Consider the following 20,674-nt stretch of genomic DNA (forward strand, 5'->3'; position numbering starts at 1 on the left):
TCAGGGGCGCGGGCCGGCCCGCACGACACGTGCGATCAGGTCGTGGATCAAGAACTCTCCCGGAAGCCGGTTCTCCTTGAGGCGGTCGAGGTCGTCGGGACCGAACCATCCGTAGGCGCAGTGTTTCGTCCACTCCAGCGAGGGTCGGTCCAAGTCGCCCTCGACCTCGACGAGGAAGTCGGCCTCATGACGGAGTCCGGCGCTGTCGTCCCCGGTCCAGGTGGTGGTGCCGAGGAAGCGCCGTACGCGGCGCAGGCGCCAGCCGGTCTCCTCCTCGACCTCGCGCGCGAGGGTCTCCAGCAGGGTTTCCCCGGCCTCGACATGGCCGCCCACGATGTCCCAGCTGTCGGGGAAGAGGCGGCGGTGCGGGCTCCTCTTCTGGGCGAAGGCCTCGCCGTCGTCGTTGAGGATGACGGCGCCGACGGTCCACAGTTCGCCGGGGGCGGGTACGGGCAGCTCGACGTCGGGGTCCACGCCGAACCGCTGGTGAGGTGTCGTCATGGTCGACAGCCTAGAAGTGACGTGTCGAGGCAATCCCCCGCAGGGGTGACGCCGACCTGTTCGAGCGAGTTTCGGCGTCGGTCGGCGCGGGCCCGCAAGGGCCCCGCCTCATGCGAGAACATTCGTTCGCACCATGCTCCCGGTCCGGCCGTGACGATCCCGATTTCCGGTGCGTTCTTCAGGGCACTTGTACGGACATCCCGTCACAACCGTCCCTCCGGAGGAGCCTTCGATGACCGAATCCGTCGAACCGCACGGCACCGCCGCGCTGCTGGTCGACTCGAGGGGCCGGTACCTCTTGCACCTGCGCGACGCCAACAAACGCATCTGCGATCCGGGCACGTGGTCGATCCCGGGTGGAGGCCGGGAGGGCCAGGAGACGACGGCGCAGACGGTTCAGCGGGAACTCCTCGAAGAGACCGGCCTGACCGTGCCGTTGGCACCCTTCACCGTCGTCGACTGCCACGGGCCCGCGCAGGAGCCGGGCGGGCCGGACGGGCCGGACGAGCAGGGCCGCATCCAGGTGTACCTGGGGGCCTGGGACGGGGACGCCGACGAACTCCCTTGTCCCGAGGGCATCATGTTCCGCCACTTCGACGCGGCCACGATCCCCTTCCTGACGATGTGCGCGTGGACGAAGGAGGTCATCGACCTCCACCAGGCCCGAGGCCTCGCTCCGGCGGGCGTACCGGCCCAGGCCCGGCCCGGCGGCGGCCGGGCACGCCGGAACATCGTCGGCGTGCACCTCTACCTCGAACGGAACGGGCAGGTCCTGCTCGGGCTGCGTCACCCGGACTCCGCCTTCGCCGCCTCCACCCACCACTTCCTCGCCGGACACTGCGAGCAGGAGTCCGCCGTCACCTGCCTGGTACGGGAAGCTGCGGAGGAGGCCGGTCTGATCATCGACCCGGACGACGTGGACCTGGTCCACGTCGTGCACCAGGTGAACGAACCGGGCGGCCGGCCCCGTATGCAGCTCGTCTTCCGCGCACGGCGGTGGCAGGGCACACCCGAGGTCCGCGAGCCCGACCGCTGCCTGTCCTGGGGCTGGTGGGCGGCCGACGACCTTCCCGAACCCGTCGTCCCCTACACCCGGGCCGCGATCGAGGGCATCCGGGCCGGCCGCCTCTACACCGAGCTCGGCTGGGCATGAGTCACCCATGACCACGATCCCGATCCCGATCCCCGCGTTCGCGCCGTGAGCGGCGGCCCCCGGCACACGGTGCCGGTCGACGTCCACCTCGTCCTGCGCCGCGACGGCGACCGCAGCCCGGAGGTGCTGCTGTCGCGACGGGCCGGGCCCGTGTACGCGACCGGGCTCTGGCACCTGCCCTCCGGGCACCTCGACCCGGGCGAGGACATGGTCGAAGGGGTGATCCGGGAGGCCCGCGAGGAGACCGGTGTCCTCATCGCGGCGGCGGACGTGACCGCGGCGGTCACCGTCCACCACCGCCCGCCCCGGGGCGGCAGTTCGCGGATCGGCGTCTTCTTCGAGGTCCGACGGTGGGCGGGCCGGCCCGGGGTGATGGAGCCGGACCGGTGCGACGGCATGGGCTGGTACCCGCTCGACGCGCTGCCGGAGCCGATGGTGGCGTACTGCCGGGCCGGGCTGGACGCCTACCGGGCCGGCATGCCGGCCGCCGTGCACTTCCAGCGGCTCGGAGACCTCGTCGAGTACGCGGCGGGCGGCGTCGACCGTACCCGCCTGCTGCCCGGCCCGCCCCCGCCACCGGCCGACGGGGCGGACCTTCCCGACCCGCTGCGGGTGTTCGCCGAGTGTGCCGTCGGCCGGATCGCCCAGGTGGTCGATGTCTCCTGGGCGCGCACCGGCAGCCGGGTCTGGCGGCTGACCGGATCCGGTGGCGGCACCTGGTACCTCAAGCGGCACGCCGGGCAGCGGTTCCACGACCGCGAGGTGGCCGCGTACCGGACCTGGGCGCCGGGGCTCGGGCGCCCGGTTCCGCGCCTCGTCGCGTGCGACCCTCTCACGCGAGCCGTCGTCATCACGGCACTGGCGGGGCGGTCACCGCACGGCATGGACCTCGACCCGGCGACCGAGGTGCGCGTGCAGCAGGGGCTGGGGCGACTCGCCGCCGCCCTGCACCGCGCCTCTCCGGAACGGCCCGCCGGGCCGTCCTCGGCCGCGGACTCCGTGAAACGGCAGCTGGAGGAGGCCCGACCGCATCTGACCGCCGGGGACGAGGAGCTGGTCCGTACCCTGGCCCGCGCCTACGAGGACCTGCCGCGGCCCGTGCTGGTGCCCACGCACGGGGACCTGCAGTACCGCAACGTGCTCCTGACCGACGACGGCGAGGTGCGGCTCTTCGACTTCGAGCGGTCGGAGTACGCCACCGCCACCCGGGACCTGGTGCGCCTCGGCGACACCTGGACGGGCCGGCCCGATCTGCGCGCCGCCTTCCTCGACGGCTACGGCAGGCCGCTCACCCCTGTCGAGGAGCGCCGGCTGGACTGCGAGTCCGCCTTCGACGCGGTCTCCGGGATCGCCTACGGAGCCGCCCACGACGACCCCGAGGTCGCCGAGCGGGGCCACCGGACCCTGTACCGGCTCCATGCCATCCACCGGCCGTGACCTCGGAGCGTCAGAGTGTCTCGCTGAGCGAGTCGGCCGGCCGCCGCCGTGCCGCCCGCGTCGCCGGCAGCGCCGCCGCCCCCACCGCGCCCAGTACCGCTGCGACGATCACGGTCAACAGCACAGGGATTGGGGGTAGTTGGGCGATGCCCGCGCCGATCCCGCTGGACGCTCCCTGGGTGTCCACCAGCCATCTGCCGGACAGCACCCCCAGCGTCGTGCCCACCACGGCGGAGGCCAGCGCCGTCAGTCCGGCGGCCGTCACGATCATCGAGCCGATCTGCCGGGGCGTCAGCCCGATGGCCTTCAGCGCGAGCAGGTCCCGGCCCCGGTCCCGTACTCCCGTACCGATCAGCGTCAGCAGCTCGATCAGCCCGATCAACGCGAGGACCGCGATCAGGGCGGCGATCACCGCGCGTGCCGGTTCCAGCCGGTCGACCGGGTTCGGCGTCTGCCGGACCTCCAGAGTGCCGCCCGCCGTCCCGGCCAGCGCGGCGCTCACGGCCACGGGGTCCGCGCCCTCGCGCAGTACCAGGGCGTGGAAGTCGGGGCGCAGCGCCGGATCGCGCTCCCGCAACGCGTCGATGGACGTGGTGATCACCCGGCCCCCGGATTCGGGTTCGATGGTGCGGCCGACGACGTGCAGGATCTGTGGCCGTCCCTCGACGGTCATCCGCACCCAGGCGCCGACGCGGACCCCGAGGAGGTCGAGCAGCCCTTGTCCGGCCACCGCCTCGTCCGGACCGCTGACGGCGCGGCCCTCGACGACCTTGGAGGGGTACGGGTCCTGGGCCGTGCCGAGACCTCGGAGCGTGATCGTTCCGGTCTGTCCCGGTACGAGCGCCGCCATCTCGGCGCCGGGGTGGACCGCGGCGACGTCCGGGACGGCCGCGAGGGCCTGCTCCAGTTCCGCGTCGTTCGTCCCAGGCGACTGTCCGGCTCGTACGGTCAGTGCCGCGGCCAGTCCCATCTGCGCGGGCCTGCTGCGGAACTGGTCGAGCGTCGACCAGGCGACGAGTGCGACCGTGATGAGGACCAGCGGCAGGGCGAGCCGGGCGACGGCGGCGAGCGTCCGGCCGCGCCGTGGGAAGGCCGCACGCCATCCCAGGACCAGGGCGGGTGGCACGCGTGCGCCGAGGGCCCGCCTGCCGAGCGCGGTCATCGGCGTGGCGGACGGCAGCGCCGCGCGGGCCACCGGCACCGGGGGGACCCGGCCGGCCCGCCAGGCCGAGAGCCCGGTCGCGGCCGCGATCAGCAGCACCGCGCCGCACGGGATGCCGATCATGAGCGCGGTGTGGCCGGGCAGGTCCTGCCATACCGCGGTCGCCTCGCCGATCCGCCCGGGTATCCGGGCGCCGAGCAGTGCGATCGCCGCCGTGCCGAGGGCCACGCCGAGCAGGGCGAAGGCCAGGTGCTGTACGAGGAAGCCGCGGGTCACCTGACCGGGGGTGAAGCCGACGGCCTTGAGGATCGCGATGTCGCGCAGCTGGCCGCGCACGCGGGCGCCGATCGCGCCGGCGGCGGCGAGCGCCGCGGCGAGCAGCGCGCCGAGCCCGAAGACGGCGAACATCTGGCCGAGCAGCCGGTCGTCGCCGCCCGCCTCGGCCCGTGCCTGCTGCCACTTGGTGACCTGGGCGACCCGGTCGGAGCCGAGGAGGGTCACGGCCCGCTGGACGGTGAAGTCGGTGTCGTCCGGATCGTGCAGCCGCAGGCCCACGCTCTGCCCGGTGTCGCCGTGGGCGACCTCGTCGAGGGTGCGGTCGAGCACCCAGCCGATGCCGGGGCCGCCGCCCGGGTGGTAGCGGGGCTCGGCCACCTCGGCGATCCCGCTGACCTCCAGTGCGTGCGGGGCGCCGTCCGGGCCGGTGACCCGTACGGTGTCGCCCGGTTCCGCCCAGAGGGCTCGCGCGACCGAGGCCTCCAGTACGACGGTGTCGTTGCCGGCACCCGGGCCCCCGCCGGCGGCGGTGTCCGGTCCGGTGAGCCAGCTACCGTCGGTGACGAGCGGCCGTCCGGTCTGCGGGGGCTCCGCTCCGGCCGCGCGCAGTGTCACGCCGACCCTGGCCCCGCGTGACTCGACGGTCGTCGCCGTCGTGCGGTAGGGCCCGGAGAGGGCGGCGACCCCGTCCACGCGGGACAGGGCGGCGGTGTCGGCGCCGGCGCGGGTGTGCAGCCAGATGTGTGCGCCGTGGGACTGGTTGAAGACGCGCTGCCAGGGGTTGGCGGCGTAGCCGAAGAGTGCGCCGGCCAGCAGGAGCGAGGCGATGATCCCGGCGCTGGCCAGGACGACGAAGAGGGCTTCGCCGCGGTGTGCGCGGAAGTCGGCGTGCGCCCAGCGCAGGGTGGCCCGCACGGTCACTCCTTGAGTTCCAGGTCCAGGTCCAGCACGCCGGAGACGCCGCGGGCCGGCCGGCGTCCGCCGCCGAGCTGTGCGTCGTCGGCTATGCGCCCGTCGAAGAAGCTGACGACGCGATCGGCGGCGCTGGCCATCCGGGCGTCGTGGGTGACCATCATGATCGTCTGGCCGCGCTGGTGGAACCGGGAGAGCAGCCGCAGCACCTCGCGGGTGCCCTTGCTGTCGAGGCTGCCGGCCGGTTCGTCGGCGAGCAGCAGCGCGGGGTGGTTGACCAGGGCGCGGGCGAGTGCGACCCGCTGCTGTTCGCCGCCGGACAGCTCACCGGGCATCGAGCGTTCGCGGCCTTCGAGGCCGAGCTCGGCGAGCAGTTCGGCGCGGGACGCGCGGGCGGCCTTCGGGGAGGCTCCGGCGAGCAGGGCGGGGAGTTCGACGTTGTCGGCGACGGTGAGGTTGGAGACCAGGTTGAAGAACTGGAAGACGACGCCGATGCTGCGGCGCCGCAGGACCGCCCAGCGGGCCTCGCGGTACTCGTCGACCCGCTCTCCGCCGATCCACAGTTTTCCGCTGTCGGGGCGCTGGAGGCCGCCTATGAGGTGGAGCAGGGTGGATTTTCCGGCTCCGGAGGGCCCGGTGACGGCGACGAACTCGCCGGGCCGGACGGACAGGTCCACCCCGCGTACGGCGTGCACCGGTAGGCCTTCGCCGTAGTGGGTCTTGGTCAGGCCCTCGGCGCGCACGATGGGCTCGGCGGGGGTGGCGGACCCGCCGGGCACGCCAGGAGCGGCGCCGGTGGTGGCGTCGTCGCTCATTCCAGCTCCTCCTGGCAGCGTTCCAGCCAGTCGAGGTCGGCCTGCAGGTGCAGCATGGCGCCCTCGATCAGCAGTTGGGAGATCTTGTTGTCGCGGTCCTCCGCCGCGGCCAGCTTCGACAGGTCCCGCATGGTGTTGAGGTACTGCCGCCGCTGCTTGTTGATCAGTGCGACCGGATCGGCCAGACCCGACCGGGGTGCGAGGGCGAGCTTCATGAAGAACTCGTCCCGTACCCGGGGTTCCTCGGCGGTGTCCTCGAACCAGGCCTGCACGGCCTCGCGTCCGGCGTCCGTCAACCGGTAGGTGCGCTTGTTGGGGCGCCCCGACTGCTCGACGTCCTCGCCCTCGATGAGGCCGCTCTTCTCGAGCCGTCCGAGGGTGACGTAGATCTGGCCGACGTTGGGCTGAGGGTACGCGGCGCCCAGGAGCTTCTCAAGGTCCTGCTTCAGCTCGTAACCGTGCGCAGGGCTACGGGTGAGGAGCGCAAGGAGCGCCAGCCGCACTCGCTCCCCCTCCTTCCCGCTCCGTAGTCAACGGTTCACTCGGCAGCGGGCCGAGTTGCGCCGCCGTCCGTCTCGTCTGCCTGGGCGTCTAGTATCGCCCATGCCTAACGGGTATATATAGGCCACGATGGTCGGCGACGCAGCCGGATCGTGCACTGGGAGGAATCTATGCGGTGGATGCGTGCCGCGGGTAGAGCTCTCCTGGTCGGGGCGGTCGTCCTGGCGGGATACACCGGTCTCGGCGCCCGCGCCGACGCGGGTCCCGCGTCCGAGGATCGCGGCCCGCTGACGCTCGTGACGGCGGGCGATCTGACGAACTACCTCCCTCCGCTCGTGGAGGACTGGAACGAGGCCCATCCCGACGAGCGCGTCACGCTCGTCGAACTGCCGGACTCGGCGGACGAGACCCGGGCCCAGATGATCAGTGAGCTGCGATCGGGCCGCGACCGGTTCGACGTGCTGAACATCGACGTCGCTTGGACGTCCGAGTTCGCGGCGGCCGGTTGGATCTCCCCGCTCCGGCGTGAGCGCTTCCCGCTGGACGCCTTCCTGCGGCCCGTCGTCGACACCGCGACCTTCGACGGCCGGCTGTACGCGGTCCCGTACGTCACCAACGCGGGGCTGCTCTACTACCGCAAGGACATCCTGGACCGGGAGGGCGAGGAAGCGCCGCGCACCTGGGACGAGCTGGTCCGCCAGGCCCGCACGATCGCCCCGAAGTACGGACTGGACGGTTACGCCGGCCAGTTCCTGCCGTACGAGGGGCTCACGGTCAATGTCACCGAGGCGGTGCATTCGGCGGGCGGATCGATCCTGCGCGACGACGGGGCCCGGGTGAGCGTGGACTCGGACGCCGCGCGCGCCGGCCTGCGGTTCCTCGCGGACGGGGTGCGGGAGGGGTGGATCTCCCGCGAGGCGCTCGGCTACAAGGAGGAGGAGTCGCGGCGGGCCTTCCAGGACGGTCGGCTGCTCTTCCTGCGGAACTGGCCCTACGTGTACGCGGACGCGAGCGCGGAGGGGTCGAAGGTCGCGGGCAGGTTCGGTGCCGTGCCGCTGCCCGGACCGGACGGGCCCGGTACCAGCGTGCTGGGCGGCTCCAACCTCGCCGTGAGCAGCCATGCGCGGCATCCGGCGTCGGCGGCCGACCTGATCTCCTACCTCACCAGTGAACGGGTCCAGCGGCAGGTGCTCACCAAGGGCTCGCTGCCTCCGGTGCGGGCCGCGCTGTACGAGGACCCCGAGCTGGTCCGGGCGTATCCGTACCTGCCCACGCTGCGCCGGAGCGTGCTGTCGGCGGTACCGCGCCCCAAGAGTCCGCGCTACGACCAGGTGAGCCTCGCCGTGCAGGCCGTGGCGCAGGACCTGCTGGCGTTGCGCCAGACGCCGGAGCAGGCGTCGGCTCGGCTCGCGCGCGAGCTCGGGACCATCTCCCGCACCGGCTGATCGCACTCCGCCTCTCCTCCTTCCTCAAGGGTCTCTACTTACATGTTAAGTAGAGACCCTTCGTCGTGCATGCGGTCACTCTCGTACAAATCACCCCAACTTTTCGCTGTTTCTGGACACATCGTTGACACCTTCCGGTCGCTGCTACTTAACATGCATGCATAACAGCGCACCGATCCGGGGCGCTCTCGCATTCAGCAGACAGGTCGACGCGAGATGCTCAGCACCCTTCCGGCCGCCATCGGCCACCCCTCCCCCGCCGCCACCACCTCGGCCCCTTGGTGGCGCGACGCGGTGATCTACCAGGTCTACGTCCGCAGCTTCCTCGACAGCACCGGGGACGGCATCGGCGACCTGGCCGGCGTCCGGGCCGGGCTCCCCTACCTGCGCAAGCTCGGTGTCGACGGCATCTGGCTCAGCCCCTTCTACCCGTCGCCGCAGCACGACCACGGCTACGACGTCGCCGACTACCGCGGCGTCGACCCGGTCTACGGCGACCTCGCGGAGTTCGACCGGCTGGCGGCAGACGCCCGCCGGCTCGGGCTGAAGCTGCTGCTCGACATCGTTCCCAACCACTGCTCCAGCGAGCACCCGTGGTTCCAGGAGGCACTCGCCGCGGAGCCGGGCAGCCCGGAGCGCGCCCGTTTCCACTTCGCCCCCGGCCGTGGCCCGGACGGGGCGGAGCCCCCCAACAACTGGCACGCGATGTTCGGCGGTCCCGCGTGGAGCCGGACCACCGGTCCCGACGGCGCCCCCGGCGAGTGGTACCTGCACCTCTTCACGCCCGAACAGCCCGACCTGAACTGGCGCGATCCGGCTGTGGGTGACGAGTTCGAGGAGGTGCTGCGCTTCTGGCTGGACCGCGGGGTCGACGGCTTCCGCATCGATGTCGCCGCCGGACTGTTCAAGCACCCCGCGCTGCCCGACTCGGACGACCCCACGGCCGACGAGCGGGCCCGCGACGCCGTGAACCAGCTGGCCTGGAACCAGCCCGAGGTGCACGGCGTGTGGCGGCGCTGGCGCTCGGTCTGCGAGGAGTACACCGCCCGGGACGGCCGCGAGCGACTGCTGGTCGGCGAGGTGTCCGTGCCCACCGCGCGGGAGCACGCCGAGTACGTCCGCCCCGACGAACTGCACCAGGCGTTCTTCTTCGACCTGCTCAGCGCCCCGTGGGACGCCGACGCCTTCCGCGCGACGATCACCGACGCGATGCGCGACATCGCCGGCACCGGCTCCACCGTCACCTGGGTCCTCAACAACCACGACCAGGTCCGCACGGTCACCCGCTACGCGGGCGAGCCCGGGGTGGAGGGCAGCGGTCTGGGGGCCGCCCGTGCCCGCGCCGCGGCCCTCCTGATGCTCGCACTGCCCGGCGCCGCCTACGTCTACCAGGGCGAGGAGCTCGGCCTCCCCGAGGTCCTCGACCTGCCCGACGAGGTCCTCACCGATCCGATCTTCCGCCGTACGGGCAGCCGCAAGCACGTCCGGGACGGCTGCCGCGTGCCGCTGCCCTGGTCCGGGCACGCCTCCCCGTTCGGCTTCTCCGGGGAGGCGGCCGGCGCCAAGCCGTGGCTGCCGCAGCCCGAGTGGTTCGCCGAGCACGCCACCGACCGCGCCCTGGCCGACACCCGTTCCTTCTGGCACCTCTACCGCGACGGGCTCCAGCTGCGGCGCACCCTGCCACAGCTCGGCGAAGGCCCCCTGCGCTGGCTGGACGCGCCGCCGCAGGTGCTCGCGATCACCCGCGGCGACGGCCTCGTCTGCGCGGTGAACTTCGGCACCGAGCCGGTGCCCGCCCCGGTCCCCGGCACTCCGTTGCTCGCCAGCGGTCCCTGCCCCGACGGGGTGCTCCCCGCGGCGACCGCCGCCTGGTGGACGGCCGACTGCCCGACCCCGTGACCCCCGGCCCCTGACCTCCTCCTCTCCTCCTTTTCCCTTCCGCCCCTTCCTCCTCCCCCGCGCCCCCCATGTACGTCCGGACCCCGCCCCGTGTCCCGGACCTCCAGACAAGGACTCCCTCATGCGACGACCCAGCAAGACGACCCGGCGGACCGCGGCCACCGCATCGGCGGCCCTCGCCCTCGCCCTCGGTGCCACCGCCTGCGGCGGCGGCACCACCGGACCCGCGAGCGGCGGCGAACTGAGCGGGCAGACCGTGACCGTGGCAGGTGTCTGGACCGGCAGCGAGCAGCAGAACTTCAAGAAGGTGCTGGACGCCTTCACCGAGAAGACCGGCGCGAAGACGGTCTTCATACCCTCCGGCGACAACGTCTCCACCTTCGTCGGAAGCAAGATCGAAGGCGGCAACGCGCCCGACGTGGTGATGGTCCCCCAGGTGGGTGTGCTCCAGCAGTTCGCCGCCAAGGGCTGGCTCCAGCCCCTGTCCGACCAGGCCGCCCGGAAGGCCGGCACCACCCTCGCCCCTGTGTGGAAGAACTACGGCACCGTCGACGGCACGTACTACGGCCTCTACTTCAAGGCCGCCCACAAGTCGACCGTCTGGTACGCCCCCGAGGCCTTCGCCCAGGCCGGTGTCGCCGAGCCCACCAGCTACACCGACATGCTGAAGGCCGGCCGCACCCTCGCCGACTCCGGCCGCCCCGCCTTCGCCGTGGCCGGCGAGGACGGTTGGACCCTCACCGACTGGTTCGAGAACATCTACCTCTCCCAGGCCGGACCGGAGAAGTACGACCAGCTCGCCCAGCACAAGCTCAAGTGGACCGACGAAAGCGTCGTCAAGGCGCTGACCACCCTCGGCGAGCTGTTCAAGGACAAGCAGCTCGTCGCCGGCGGTGCCCAGACGGCGCTGAGCACCGACTTCCCCACGTCGGTCGCGCAGGTCTTCGGCCCCGAGCCCAAGGCGGGCATGGTCTACGAGGGCGACTTCGTCGGCGGCGTGGCCAAGGACCAGTTCGGCAAGAAGCTCGGCAAGGACGCCAAGTTCTTCCCCTTCCCCGCGGTCGACGGCGGCAAGGCGCCGGTCGTCAGCGGCGGTGACGCGGCCGTGGTCCTCAAGGACGCGAAGAACGGCAAGGCCGGCATGCAACTGCTCGAATACCTGGCCGGCCCCGAGGCCGCCGAGGTATGGGCCCGCGCCGGCGGCTTCCTGTCCCCGAACAAGGAGGTCGACATCGCCTCGTACGGCGACGAGATCACCCGCAGCACCGCCAACTCCCTCATCGCGGCGGGCGACTCGATCCGCTTCGACATGTCGGACCAGGCCCCGGCCGCGTTCGGCGGCACCAAGGGCGCGGGTGAGTGGAAGCTCCTCCAGGACTTCCTGCGCGACCCGTCGGACCCGCGCGGCACGGCCGCGAAGCTCGAGGCCGAGGCCGCCAAGGCCTACGGGAACTGAGGCGACGTCCATGGCTGACACCGTGACCGCCGCCCGCGGCCCGGCCGACGGGCGGCGCCGGGCCCAGCGCAGGAAGCGCCGCCTCGCGATCGTCTTCGTCCTGCCCGCCCTGCTGCTGCTCGGCGCGCTGGTCGTCTACCCGGTCCTCTTCTCCTTCGGCCGCAGCCTCTTCGACGCCGACGGCGACCGGTTCGTAGGGGCCGCCAACTACGCGGCGATCGTGCAGGACCAGGCCACCCTCAAAGCGATCCGCAACAGCGCCCTGTGGGTCGTCGTCGCCCCGACCCTGCTGACCGGACTCGGGCTGATGCTCGCCGTGCTCACCGAGAAGGTGCGCTGGGCGACCGCGTTCAAGCTCGTGCTCTTCCTGCCGATGGCGGTGTCGTTCCTCGCCGCCGGCATCATCTTCCGCCTCGCCTACGACCAGGACCCGTCCCGGGGCGTCCTCAACGCCGCCGTCGTCGGCGTCCACGACAGCTTCCGCGACACCGCCGCCTATCCGACCGCCCGGGCCCGGGAGGGCCACGGCCTGACCGGCGGGGCGGGCGGCCCGTACGGCACCGAGGAGACCGTACGCCCCGGCCAGGCGGTCGACCTCGGCTTCATCGGGGTGGCACCCGACGCGATGCCGGACGGAGCGAAGGCGGCGGCGCCCGCCGCGCCCGAGCCGGACACCATCGGAGGTGTCGTCTACCTCGACTTCGCCCCCGGCGGCGCCGGCACCCCCGGCCGTATCGACCCGGGTGAGAACGGGTTGCCCGGCATGAGGGTCGAGGCCGTCCAGGACGGCCGGGTGGCCGCCACCGCCGTCACGGCCGAGGACGGGTCGTTCCGCTTCACCGGGCTGGCCAACGGCGCGTACGCGGTCAGGCTGCCCGCGGCCAACTTCGCGGCCCCGTACCAGGGGGTGAACTGGCTCGGTCCGGCGCTGGTCACCCCGGCCATCATCGGCGCCTACCTGTGGGTGTGGACCGGTTTCTCGATGGTTCTGATCGGCGCCGGCCTCGCGGCCATCCCGCGGGACGCCCTGGAGGCCGCGCGGATGGACGGTGCCTCGGAGGGCCAGATCTTCCGCAAGATCACCGTGCCGCTGCTCGCTCCGGTGCTCACCGTCGTCTTCGTGACCCTGGTGATCAACGTGATGAAGGTCTTCGACCTCGTCTACATCATCGCGCCCGGACCGGTCCAGGAGGAGGCCAACGTACTGGCCACCCGCATGTGGCTGGTCTCCTTCGGCGGCGGCAACGACCAGGGACTCGGCAGCGCGCTCAGCGTGGTGCTCCTCCTGCTCGTCGTCCCGGCGATGGTCGTCAACATCCGACGCTTCCGAAGGAGTGGAGCATGAGCAGCGGCCACGGCACCATCGAGCGCCGACGGTCCCGGCGGAGCGCGGATGTCCGCCCGGTCCCCGGCCCGTCGGCGAAGGGGCCCGGCCCCGGGCGCCGGCGCGGAAAACGGCTGTCACGCCTGCTGAGCAGCTCCCTCGTGCAGGGTGCGCTGATCCTGGTGGCCCTGGTGTGGATCACCCCGTTGGCGGGCCTGCTCATCTCCTCGCTGCGTTCCGAGGGCGACAACGCCTCCGACGGCTGGTGGACCGCGCTCGGCGACCCGTCCCAGCTGTCCCTGGACAACTACGGCGCCCTGCTGAAGGACTCCGGCATCGCGGAGGCGTTCGGGAACACGGTCCTGATCTCCGTGCCCACCACCGCCCTGGTGGTCGCCATCGCGGCACTCGCCGGATACGCCTTCGCTTGGCTGGAGTTCCCCGGCCGGGACGCCATCTTCCTGGTGGTCGTGGGACTGCTGGTGGTGCCCGTACAGATCGGGCTGCTGCCGGTGGCCAAACTCTTCGGTGCGGTGGGGCTGTTCGGCACGGTCGCGGGCGTCGTCCTCTTCCACGTCGCCTACGGGCTGCCGTTCGCGATCTTCCTGCTGCGCAACTACTTCGCCGAGATACCGCGCGAAATGCTGGAAGCAGCCCGGATGGACGGCGGCAGCGAGTGGCGGATCTTCTCACGGCTGGTGCTGCCGCTCGGCCGGCCGGCCATCGCGAGCCTGGCCATCTTCCAGTTCCTCTGGGTCTGGAACGACATGCTCGTGGCGCTGCTCTTCGCGGACAGCGGGTCCCAGCCGCTCACGGTCGCGCTGCAGTCCCAGATGCGGCAGTTCGGAAGCAACATCGGCGTCCTCGCTCCCGGGGCGTTCCTGTCCCTGGTGGTCCCGCTGATCGTCTTCTTCGCCTTCCAACGGCACTTCGTCCAGGGGGTGATGGCCGGCTCGGTGAAGTAGCCGCCGCCCCGTGCCACGGGAGCGGGCCCTGCCGGCGGTCGAGAGACCGTCCGCAGGGCCCGCTGCCGTGGCTGCGTCGACCGAGTTCGCGCAACCGCCTGTCGCCGCGGGCGCTCCGACGTCGTTTCGGCCCGCACGATCGCGGCCCTTCGGCTGCGGGGCGCCGCGCTCGCGGAGATCGCGAAGGGCTTCAACCGCTCCGGAACACTGAGCGTCGAGCCGCCGTCGCCGACGCCGACGGCTCGATAGGCTCCCGCCATGTTCGAATACCACGGCTGGATCACGGTCCACGAGAGCGCCACGGCCGACGACGACCCGAGCCGGGAGGCCGAGATCGTCGAGGGTCTTCGGCGCCGCATCGACGGGATCGCCAGCCCCTACCTGCTCGACCTGCGCTGGATGAACGGCGAGCTCTTCCTCCACATCGGGGGCTTCTCCAACCATCGCGCACCCGAGATCCTCGACCTGTTCCGGCACGTCGGCGCGGTCGCGCCCGGCTCGTACGGCCTGCTGCACGTGCGTGACGACGAGGATCCCCGGCACGAGAACGACGTCCGTGTCCTGAGGTTGGTCCGGGGGAACGTCACCGAGCACACCGAGTCGTCGCTGTCGCCGTGCGTCCCCGTGCTCGAGGATCACTTCAGCGGGTAGCGCGTCCGGGAGTGCGGCGGCCGAGGGGTGGCGGGCCGGGTTCGCCGTGTCCCTCCGGTGCGCCGGGCGGTCAGTTGCCCGGGGTGTCGCCCTGTTCGCGCATGCCCCACGGGGAGCCGTACGCGGTGAGCAGCTCCAGGAACGGCAGCGGCGGCAGGGCCTCGGGGCCCAGGACGCCGGGCTGTGACCAGACGCCGGTGGCCAGGAGTTCCAGGGCCACCACCGGGTTGACGGCGGTCTGCCAGACCACGGCCTGGGAACCGTACTCGCGCATGGACCACTGGTTGTCGACCACGTGGTAGAGGTAGACCTCGCGCCGCAGGCCGTCCTTGGTGCCCTTGACCCAGGTCCCGGCGCAGGTCTTTCCGGTCATCCGGTCCCCGAGCGTCGCCGGGTCGGGCAGGCAGGCGGCGACCACGTCGCGGGGCGAGACCCGGACCTCGGTGCCGTCCTCGCCACGGACCGCGACCCGTTCGGTGGAGTCCAGGCCGAGGGCGTGGAGGGTCTTGAGCTTGCCGATGAAGTCGTCGCCGAGGCCGTACTTGAAGGTGACCCGGCGGGCTCCGACCCAGCGCGGTACGAGAAGGACCTCCTCGTGTTCGACGTTGACGCACTCGACGGGTCCGATGCCCTCGGGAAAGTCGAAGACCTCCGGCTCGCTGAACGGTTCGGTGGTGAACCAGCCGCGCTCACGCTCGTAGACGACGGGCGGGTTCAGGCACTCCTCGATCGTCGTCCAGATGTTGAAGGACGGGGCGAAGTCGTAGCCCTCGACCGCCAGGTTCGCTCCGTCGCGGATGCCGATCTCCTCGATGTCGTCGAAGAGGTGGTCGGCGGCGTAGCGGGCGAAGACGTCCGAGAGTCCGGGCTCGACGCCCATGCCGACGAGGGCGAGGCGGCCCGACTTCTCCCATTCCTCGGCCCGTTCGAACTGCTCGTCGCCGAGCTTGACCCCGCATGCGCTGTGCGGGTGCTCGGGGTGGGGGCGGGAGAGGGACATGGCCATGTCGAGGTAGTGGCTGCCGGCCGCGAGCGCGGCGTTGAACAGGGGCATCACGAAGCGCGGGTCGGTGGCGTTCATCAGGACGTCGCATCCGCGCTCGGTGAGCAGGCTCGTGACCGCCGCCTCGTCGGAGGCGTCGACGCGACAGGCGCTGAAGCGCCGCTCCTCACCGCCCAGGGCCGCGACCGCGGCCTCGGCGCGGGCCAGGTCGTAGTCGGCGACGACGAAGTGGTCGAAGAAGTCGCGGCGGGCGGCGATCTTGGTGATCGCGCTCCCGACACCGCCGGCACCCACAAGCAGAACACGCATGGCGAGGTCCTTTCTCTGTGAGGCGTGCGCCTCAGGGGCTGATGGAACCGTTCCGTCCGAGTTAAGGTCAATGGTGTTGGCATAAGGATGGACGGAGGCGGGCGATGGCGAAGGACGTGGTCCCGGAGGAGGCCCGCAGGCGGCGGCGCCCGACCCGGCAAGGGACGGTGCTCTCCGAGCGGCTGATCGTCGAGACGGCCCTACGGATGGTGCGCGAGCACGGCAGCGCGGGCCTGTCCGCCCGACGGCTGGGTGCCGCGCTGGGGGCGGACCCCAGCACTCTGTACCGGTACTTCGACGGCATGGACGGGTTGACCTTGGCGATCGGCGAGGAGCTGATCGGCCGCGCGCTCGACGGCTGGGCCCCGACCGGGCGGTGGCGCGACGACCTGCGCTCGCTCGGGCTACGCATCCACGGCGCCTACCTCGCCCACCCGCAGGCCGCGCTGCTGACCGCGAGCCGGGTCAGCGGTCGGCCGCGCGAGATCGCGGCGGACGAGGCGATCCTCGGCAGCCTGCGCGGCGCGGGCTTCGCCGACGTGGACGCCGTACGGATCTACCACGCCTACATCGACCAGGCCCTGGCCTTCGCTGCGCTCGACGCCGGGCCTCTCGCGCTGACGGAGAAGGCCCGCGAGTCGGACGAGGAGCGGTGGGAGTCGACGTACGCCCGGTTGCCGGCCGACGCGTACCCGAACATCGCGGCCACGGCGGGACTGCTGGCCGCCCGGATGCCGCACAGCGCCTACCCGGTGGCGCTGGAGATGCTGCTCGACACTGCCGAGCGGCAGCTCGCGGACGCCACGGGTCCCGGGGGCGCGGACACGACCTGGTGACCCGGCCTGCGGGGCGCGCTTATGCCAACACCATTGACCCTCTGTGCGGAGCACGGGTTTCCTCATCGCATTCACGCCCCGTTCACCGTGCACCAGTGAGGGACCATGGTCGAAGACACCCCGCGGACGCCTGTCGCCGCCACGCTCAGACCGAACGCGATCGGGTTCGTCGACGCCCTCGCCATCGGGCTGAACGCCACCTCGCCGGCGTACTCGCTGGCCGCCGTGATCGGGCCGATCGTCGCCCTCGTCGGCGTCCACGCCCCCGGGGTGATGCTCGCGTCGTTCGTCCCGATGGTGCTCATCGCATCCGCTTTCTACTACCTGAACCGGGCCGATCCCGACTGCGGCACGACCTTTTCGTGGGTGACGCGTGCGCTGGGGCCCACGACGGGCTGGCTGGGCGGCTGGGCGATCACCATGACCGGGGTCCTGGTGGTCGGCTCGCTCGCCGATGTGGCCGTCAACTTCGGTCTGCTGGCCGTCGGCCTGGACGGCTGGGCCGGCAACACGCTGATCCGGCAGGCACTCACCGTGCTGGTGATCGTGACGATGGCGGCACTGTGTGTCCGGGACACACAGGCGGCGGCCCGCCTGCAGAACGTCCTCGTGCTGCTGCAGACCGTCTGCCTGTTCGTCTTCGCGGCCGTGGCCCTGTACCGGGTCTACGCCGGGACCGGCTCCCCGGGCGCGCTGCGGCCGTCCCTCGACTGGCTCGACCCGTTCGGGTCCGGGAGCACGGCGCTGACCGGCGGGCTGCTCCTCGGTGTCTTCGTCTACTGGGGCTGGGAGTCGGCCGTCAACCTCACCGAGGAGACAAAGGACCCCTCCTCCGCCCCGGGTCGGGCCGGCATCTGGTCGACCGTCGTCCTCCTGGCCACCTATGTGTCCGTGGCCTTCGCGGTGGTCGCGTTCGCCGGCACCGGCTACCTCACGGCGCACGCCGACGACGAGGAGGCCGTCTTCGCCTCTCTGGCCCGGGAGGCCCTCGGCGGCTGGGACTGGATCGTCCTGCTCGCCGTCGCCACCTCGGCGCTCGCCTCGACCCAGACGACGATCATCCCGGCCTCCCGTACCGCGCTGTCCATGGCGCGCAGGCACGCCCTCCCCCGCCGGTTCGGTCTGATCCACGACCGGTACCGCACCCCGGCTGTCGGCACCTGGTGGGTCGCGGGCACGGCCACCGTCTGGTACCTGTTCATCCATCAGGTCAGCGAGAACGCGCTCGCCGACTCGCTGACGGCCCTCTCCCTCCTGATCGCCTTCTACTACGCCCTCACCGGAATCGCCTGCGCGGTGTACCACCGGCGCCTGCTGACCTCGGGGGTGCGCGCGTTCCTGTTCATCGGCGCCGGCCCCCTCGTCGGGGCGGGGATGCTGATCTGGCTGCTCGTCGAGGCGGTCGTCGACATGGCGGATCCCGCCAACTCCTCCGGTGGTAGCTCCTGGTTCGGCCTCGGGCCGCCGCTGGTCATCGCCCTCGGCCTCAGCCTCGTGGGGCTGCTGGTGATGCTCGCCCGGCGCGCGGCGTCCGGGACGTTCTGGGCGGAGCGCCCCAGCATCCACGCGGCGCAGGGGACGGAACACGTGGTGTCGAGCGCCTCCGAGCGGACGGCGGAGCCCGCCGCCCGAGGGTGAACACACGGGGGACGTGTGGGCCGTGACGGTCCGCCGTCCCACCGAGGGGGCCGTCGGCCGACCGGCGGGCCGGACTGTCCGGGCCAAAAACCTCCGGCCGTCCCGCGTGACGCGGAACGGCCGGAGGCTCAAGTCGGTGGGCGAGGAAAGCGAAGAGGCTACTTTAGGAGTGTTGAGAAGGAAGCCCCTTCATGGCCTCGCCACGGCTACGTTAACAGTCACTCGGGGATCAGGTCACGCAGATTTTCGGGGGTGACGATCCGCGACCCCGGGTGCAGCTTCTCGGGCCGCTCCAGGCCGATGTAGGTGACGGGGCCCGCCGGAACCGTCTTCCCGTCCCACACGGTCACGGTCGTGGCGCTGCCGGTCATCAGCTCGACGAGATATCGGACGGTGAGCTGCTCGTGGTCGACGATGGCGCGCATCAGCATCGCGACCGTCACCCGGTTGCCCTCGACCGTGTTGTACGACGGAGATCCCGTCAGGTACAGGTGCAGCCACTTGGCGCGCCACCGGCCGTCGGCCCCGCGCAGGAACACCAGCGGCAGTGCGATCCGGCCCGGACCGCGCAGATCCGACTTCATCCGCACCGTGCGCGGCTCGAACGGTCGCCCCTGCTGCTCGGTTCCGCGCAGCATGAAGCCGAAGAACGACTCCTCGACCTCCTCGAAGCCTTCCCCGGAGTAGATGTCGACCTGCGGGACGATGCAGGTGCCGCGTACCGCGTCCAGGCGTAGGTCGATGAACTCCGAGGCCCCGTCGGGCGCGTTCGTGATGTCACCGGAGTGCGCTCCGCCGACGTCGACGAGGTTGGTGTACGAGAGCCAGGAGATGGTCGAGTAGTCGGGGGCCAGCAGCGCCGCCGACAGGTCGTAGTCGGTGCTGCGCGCGGTCTGCTTCCAGTACACGAAGAACCGCAGCAGGTCGCCGTCGACCGGGGAGATCGAGCCGCGGGGCAGCACGCCGAGCCCGGACGTGGTCGCCTTGCCGCTGAGCGGCAGTGCCACGTCCAGGACGTCCGGGTCGATCAGCAGGTGGTCCGCGGCGGGCAGTCGGCGGCGTAGTTCCGCGTCGATCGCGGTGATCATCCGCTTGCACTCGGGGGCGAACACCGGCCGGCGGGTGTCTTCGGTGACCCAGGCCCGGCCGGAGCGGTTGACGAACACCCGCTGTTCGCCGGTCGCCTCCGCACGGTTGTGCAGGTGCTGGCGTACCGACAGCAGGACGCGGCCGGAGACGTCGGGGACGACCTGCTCGGCGGCGGCCACGACCGCGTCGCGCTCGTCCTGCGTGACGGCGGAGCGCAGCAGCCGGTCCAGGGAGCGCAGCAGCTTGCCGGGTGCGGCCTTCAGCAGTGCGGCGGCGCCGGTGGGGTCGAGCCGGGCGTGCAGCTCCTCGACCCGGCTGTCGAAGGTACGCGCCTCCTTCTCGCCGCGGGCGACGGCGAACACGTCGGCCGCGTGCGGCCACTGCGGGTACTCGTGCGGGTGCAGCCGCTCGCCGAGCCGCTTCCACATCTCGCGGTGGGCGTGCACGTCGGCGAGCTTGGCGGGCGCCGCGCCGACGACCTCGTCGAGGCCCGCGAGCAGCGCCCGGCGCGCGGCGCGGGAGATGCCCCGCAGCCGGGTCGGCTCCTGCAGGCCGACGTCGCCGCCCGCGAGCGCGCAGGCGAGCCGGAGCACATCGGTGACCGTGTCCAGCAGCAGGCCCGAACCGGCCTTCAGGCGGGCCTCGTTGACCACGGCCCGGTTCTCCCGTACGGAGATCTGGTCGGGCTGCGGTCCGTCGGCGCAGTGGCCGGCGAGGTCCTTGAGGTCCCGTAGCACGTCCTCGCCGAGGGGGGTGGTGCTGCCCGCCAACGCCAGGTAGAGGGAGGTGAGTTCGTCGTCCGGTGCGCCGCCGAGGTGCAGGACCGTCATACGGTCGCCCGCCACGGCGATCAGCTCGTCGTGATGGGTCAGCATCTCGGCGTAGGTGTGCCGGTAGTTGCCGTACGAGGGGAGGGTGAGCAGGTTCACCACGCCGGTGCTCAGCTGCTCCAGCGTGCTCTCGCGCGTGCTGTCGTCGGCGAGCGCCTCGGCTATGCATCGCATCCAGAAGTCGAAGGTGTCCGGCACGTTGGCCGGGAAGTCGATGAAGTAGGCGTTGTGCCGCACGTGGTCGCCGACCATCTCGCGGACGGTGCCCAGCGTTCGTACCGCGGTGTCGACGACCGCCTCCTCGGCCAGTCCTGACAGGTGTTCGAGCAGCTGTGCCGAGAGCTTGAAGCCCACGGACATCAGGGTGGCGTCGAACTGCTGCGCCGCGACGGCGCCCTCCCCGACGGGTCCCGTGGGGCGGGGGATGCGGTGGGTGTGTCGGAGAACCAGGGGGTCGAGTCGGTGGACCATT

At 71.9% G+C, this 20,674-nt stretch carries 16 protein-coding genes; 10 read left to right on the top strand and 6 right to left on the bottom strand.

What is annotated here, in order from left to right:
- Positions 1-501, bottom strand: a complete 501-nt coding sequence (locus tag AB8A24_RS16460; protein WP_369476321.1) for an NUDIX hydrolase — start codon at positions 499-501, stop codon at positions 1-3.
- A gap of 232 nt (positions 502-733) precedes the next feature.
- Here AB8A24_RS16460 and AB8A24_RS16465 point away from each other — a divergent pair, with 232 nt between their 5' ends.
- Positions 734-1,654, top strand: coding sequence for an NUDIX domain-containing protein (locus AB8A24_RS16465; RefSeq protein WP_328965276.1), 921 nt, complete (start codon positions 734-736; stop codon positions 1,652-1,654).
- A 45-nt stretch (positions 1,655-1,699) separates the two neighbouring features.
- Positions 1,700-3,091: a phosphotransferase gene (locus AB8A24_RS16470; RefSeq protein ID WP_328965275.1), complete on the top strand. Its 1,392-nt coding sequence runs from the start codon at positions 1,700-1,702 to the stop codon at positions 3,089-3,091.
- 10 nt (positions 3,092-3,101) lie between these two features.
- On the opposite strand, the gene AB8A24_RS16475 is transcribed toward AB8A24_RS16470, so the two are convergent.
- The 3 genes from AB8A24_RS16475 to AB8A24_RS16485 are packed head-to-tail and all read right to left on the bottom strand — an operon-like array spanning position 3,102 to position 6,759.
- Positions 3,102-5,444 (bottom strand): FtsX-like permease family protein, encoded by a 2,343-nt coding sequence (locus AB8A24_RS16475; protein WP_369476323.1) that lies wholly within the window; start codon positions 5,442-5,444, stop codon positions 3,102-3,104.
- Positions 5,445-5,446: 2 nt separating this feature from the next.
- On the bottom strand, positions 5,447-6,256 hold the full coding sequence (locus tag AB8A24_RS16480; RefSeq protein WP_328965273.1) for an ABC transporter ATP-binding protein: 810 nt from the start codon (positions 6,254-6,256) through the stop codon (positions 5,447-5,449).
- Positions 6,253-6,759, bottom strand: a complete 507-nt coding sequence (locus AB8A24_RS16485) for a PadR family transcriptional regulator (protein WP_266385967.1) — start codon at positions 6,757-6,759, stop codon at positions 6,253-6,255. The genes AB8A24_RS16480 and AB8A24_RS16485 overlap by 4 nt, the downstream gene beginning before the upstream one ends.
- A gap of 168 nt (positions 6,760-6,927) precedes the next feature.
- Between AB8A24_RS16485 and AB8A24_RS16490 the strand changes: the two genes are divergently transcribed.
- The 6 genes from AB8A24_RS16490 to AB8A24_RS16515 all read left to right on the top strand — a co-directional run bounded on the left by AB8A24_RS16490 (position 6,928) and on the right by AB8A24_RS16515 (position 14,497).
- Complete coding sequence (locus AB8A24_RS16490) at positions 6,928-8,202, top strand: ABC transporter substrate-binding protein (protein ID WP_328965272.1); 1,275 nt, start codon at positions 6,928-6,930, stop codon at positions 8,200-8,202.
- Between the two features lie 216 nt (positions 8,203-8,418).
- Positions 8,419-10,101 carry a glycoside hydrolase family 13 protein gene (locus tag AB8A24_RS16495; RefSeq protein WP_369476325.1) on the top strand — a complete coding sequence of 561 codons (1,683 nt, stop codon included), beginning with the start codon at positions 8,419-8,421 and terminating at the stop codon, positions 10,099-10,101.
- Positions 10,102-10,222: 121 nt separating this feature from the next.
- Positions 10,223-11,557, top strand: coding sequence for an ABC transporter substrate-binding protein (locus AB8A24_RS16500; RefSeq protein WP_328965270.1), 1,335 nt, complete (start codon positions 10,223-10,225; stop codon positions 11,555-11,557).
- Positions 11,558-11,567: 10 nt separating this feature from the next.
- Positions 11,568-12,902 carry an ABC transporter permease subunit gene (locus AB8A24_RS16505; protein ID WP_328965269.1) on the top strand — a complete coding sequence of 445 codons (1,335 nt, stop codon included), beginning with the start codon at positions 11,568-11,570 and terminating at the stop codon, positions 12,900-12,902.
- Positions 12,899-13,846 (top strand): carbohydrate ABC transporter permease, encoded by a 948-nt coding sequence (locus AB8A24_RS16510; RefSeq protein ID WP_328965268.1) that lies wholly within the window; start codon positions 12,899-12,901, stop codon positions 13,844-13,846. The genes AB8A24_RS16505 and AB8A24_RS16510 overlap by 4 nt, the downstream gene beginning before the upstream one ends.
- A gap of 258 nt (positions 13,847-14,104) precedes the next feature.
- Entirely contained in the window at positions 14,105-14,497 is a 393-nt protein-coding gene (locus AB8A24_RS16515) for an Imm7 family immunity protein (RefSeq protein ID WP_328965267.1), read from the top strand.
- Positions 14,498-14,567: 70 nt separating this feature from the next.
- On the opposite strand, the gene AB8A24_RS16520 is transcribed toward AB8A24_RS16515, so the two are convergent.
- The gene (locus AB8A24_RS16520) at positions 14,568-15,809 is read right to left on the bottom strand and encodes a saccharopine dehydrogenase C-terminal domain-containing protein (RefSeq protein ID WP_328965266.1); all 1,242 of its coding nucleotides are present in this window, start codon (positions 15,807-15,809) and stop codon (positions 14,568-14,570) included.
- Positions 15,810-15,913: 104 nt separating this feature from the next.
- Between AB8A24_RS16520 and AB8A24_RS16525 the strand changes: the two genes are divergently transcribed.
- Complete coding sequence (locus tag AB8A24_RS16525; RefSeq protein WP_369476329.1) at positions 15,914-16,645, top strand: TetR/AcrR family transcriptional regulator; 732 nt, start codon at positions 15,914-15,916, stop codon at positions 16,643-16,645.
- A gap of 105 nt (positions 16,646-16,750) precedes the next feature.
- Positions 16,751-18,283, top strand: a complete 1,533-nt coding sequence (locus AB8A24_RS16530) for an APC family permease (RefSeq protein ID WP_369476330.1) — start codon at positions 16,751-16,753, stop codon at positions 18,281-18,283.
- A gap of 218 nt (positions 18,284-18,501) precedes the next feature.
- Here AB8A24_RS16530 and AB8A24_RS16535 read toward each other — a convergent pair whose 3' ends face one another.
- Positions 18,502-20,673, bottom strand: a complete 2,172-nt coding sequence (locus AB8A24_RS16535; protein WP_369476332.1) for a hypothetical protein — start codon at positions 20,671-20,673, stop codon at positions 18,502-18,504.
- Position 20,674 lies beyond the last annotated feature (1 nt).

It is taken from the genome of Streptomyces sp. BF23-19 (assembly GCF_041106355.1).
Taxonomy (GTDB): Bacteria; Actinomycetota; Actinomycetes; order Streptomycetales; family Streptomycetaceae; genus Streptomyces; species Streptomyces virginiae_A.

What these genes read in the sequence shown, in the direction of transcription:
- AB8A24_RS16460 (WP_369476321.1), bottom strand. Translation starts at nt 501, where the DNA reads ATGACGACACCTCACCAGCGGTTCGGCGTGGACCCCGACGTCGAGCTG.
- AB8A24_RS16510 (WP_328965268.1), top strand. Translation starts at nt 12,899, where the DNA reads ATGAGCAGCGGCCACGGCACCATCGAGCGCCGACGGTCCCGGCGGAGC.
- AB8A24_RS16465 (WP_328965276.1), top strand. Translation starts at nt 734, where the DNA reads ATGACCGAATCCGTCGAACCGCACGGCACCGCCGCGCTGCTGGTCGAC.
- AB8A24_RS16480 (WP_328965273.1), bottom strand. Translation starts at nt 6,256, where the DNA reads ATGAGCGACGACGCCACCACCGGCGCCGCTCCTGGCGTGCCCGGCGGG.
- AB8A24_RS16490 (WP_328965272.1), top strand. Translation starts at nt 6,928, where the DNA reads ATGCGGTGGATGCGTGCCGCGGGTAGAGCTCTCCTGGTCGGGGCGGTC.
- AB8A24_RS16500 (WP_328965270.1), top strand. Translation starts at nt 10,223, where the DNA reads ATGCGACGACCCAGCAAGACGACCCGGCGGACCGCGGCCACCGCATCG.
- AB8A24_RS16530 (WP_369476330.1), top strand. Translation starts at nt 16,751, where the DNA reads ATGGTCGAAGACACCCCGCGGACGCCTGTCGCCGCCACGCTCAGACCG.
- AB8A24_RS16525 (WP_369476329.1), top strand. Translation starts at nt 15,914, where the DNA reads ATGGCGAAGGACGTGGTCCCGGAGGAGGCCCGCAGGCGGCGGCGCCCG.
- AB8A24_RS16505 (WP_328965269.1), top strand. Translation starts at nt 11,568, where the DNA reads ATGGCTGACACCGTGACCGCCGCCCGCGGCCCGGCCGACGGGCGGCGC.
- AB8A24_RS16535 (WP_369476332.1), bottom strand. Translation starts at nt 20,673, where the DNA reads ATGGTCCACCGACTCGACCCCCTGGTTCTCCGACACACCCACCGCATC.
- AB8A24_RS16520 (WP_328965266.1), bottom strand. Translation starts at nt 15,809, where the DNA reads ATGCGTGTTCTGCTTGTGGGTGCCGGCGGTGTCGGGAGCGCGATCACC.
- AB8A24_RS16495 (WP_369476325.1), top strand. Translation starts at nt 8,419, where the DNA reads ATGCTCAGCACCCTTCCGGCCGCCATCGGCCACCCCTCCCCCGCCGCC.
- AB8A24_RS16515 (WP_328965267.1), top strand. Translation starts at nt 14,105, where the DNA reads ATGTTCGAATACCACGGCTGGATCACGGTCCACGAGAGCGCCACGGCC.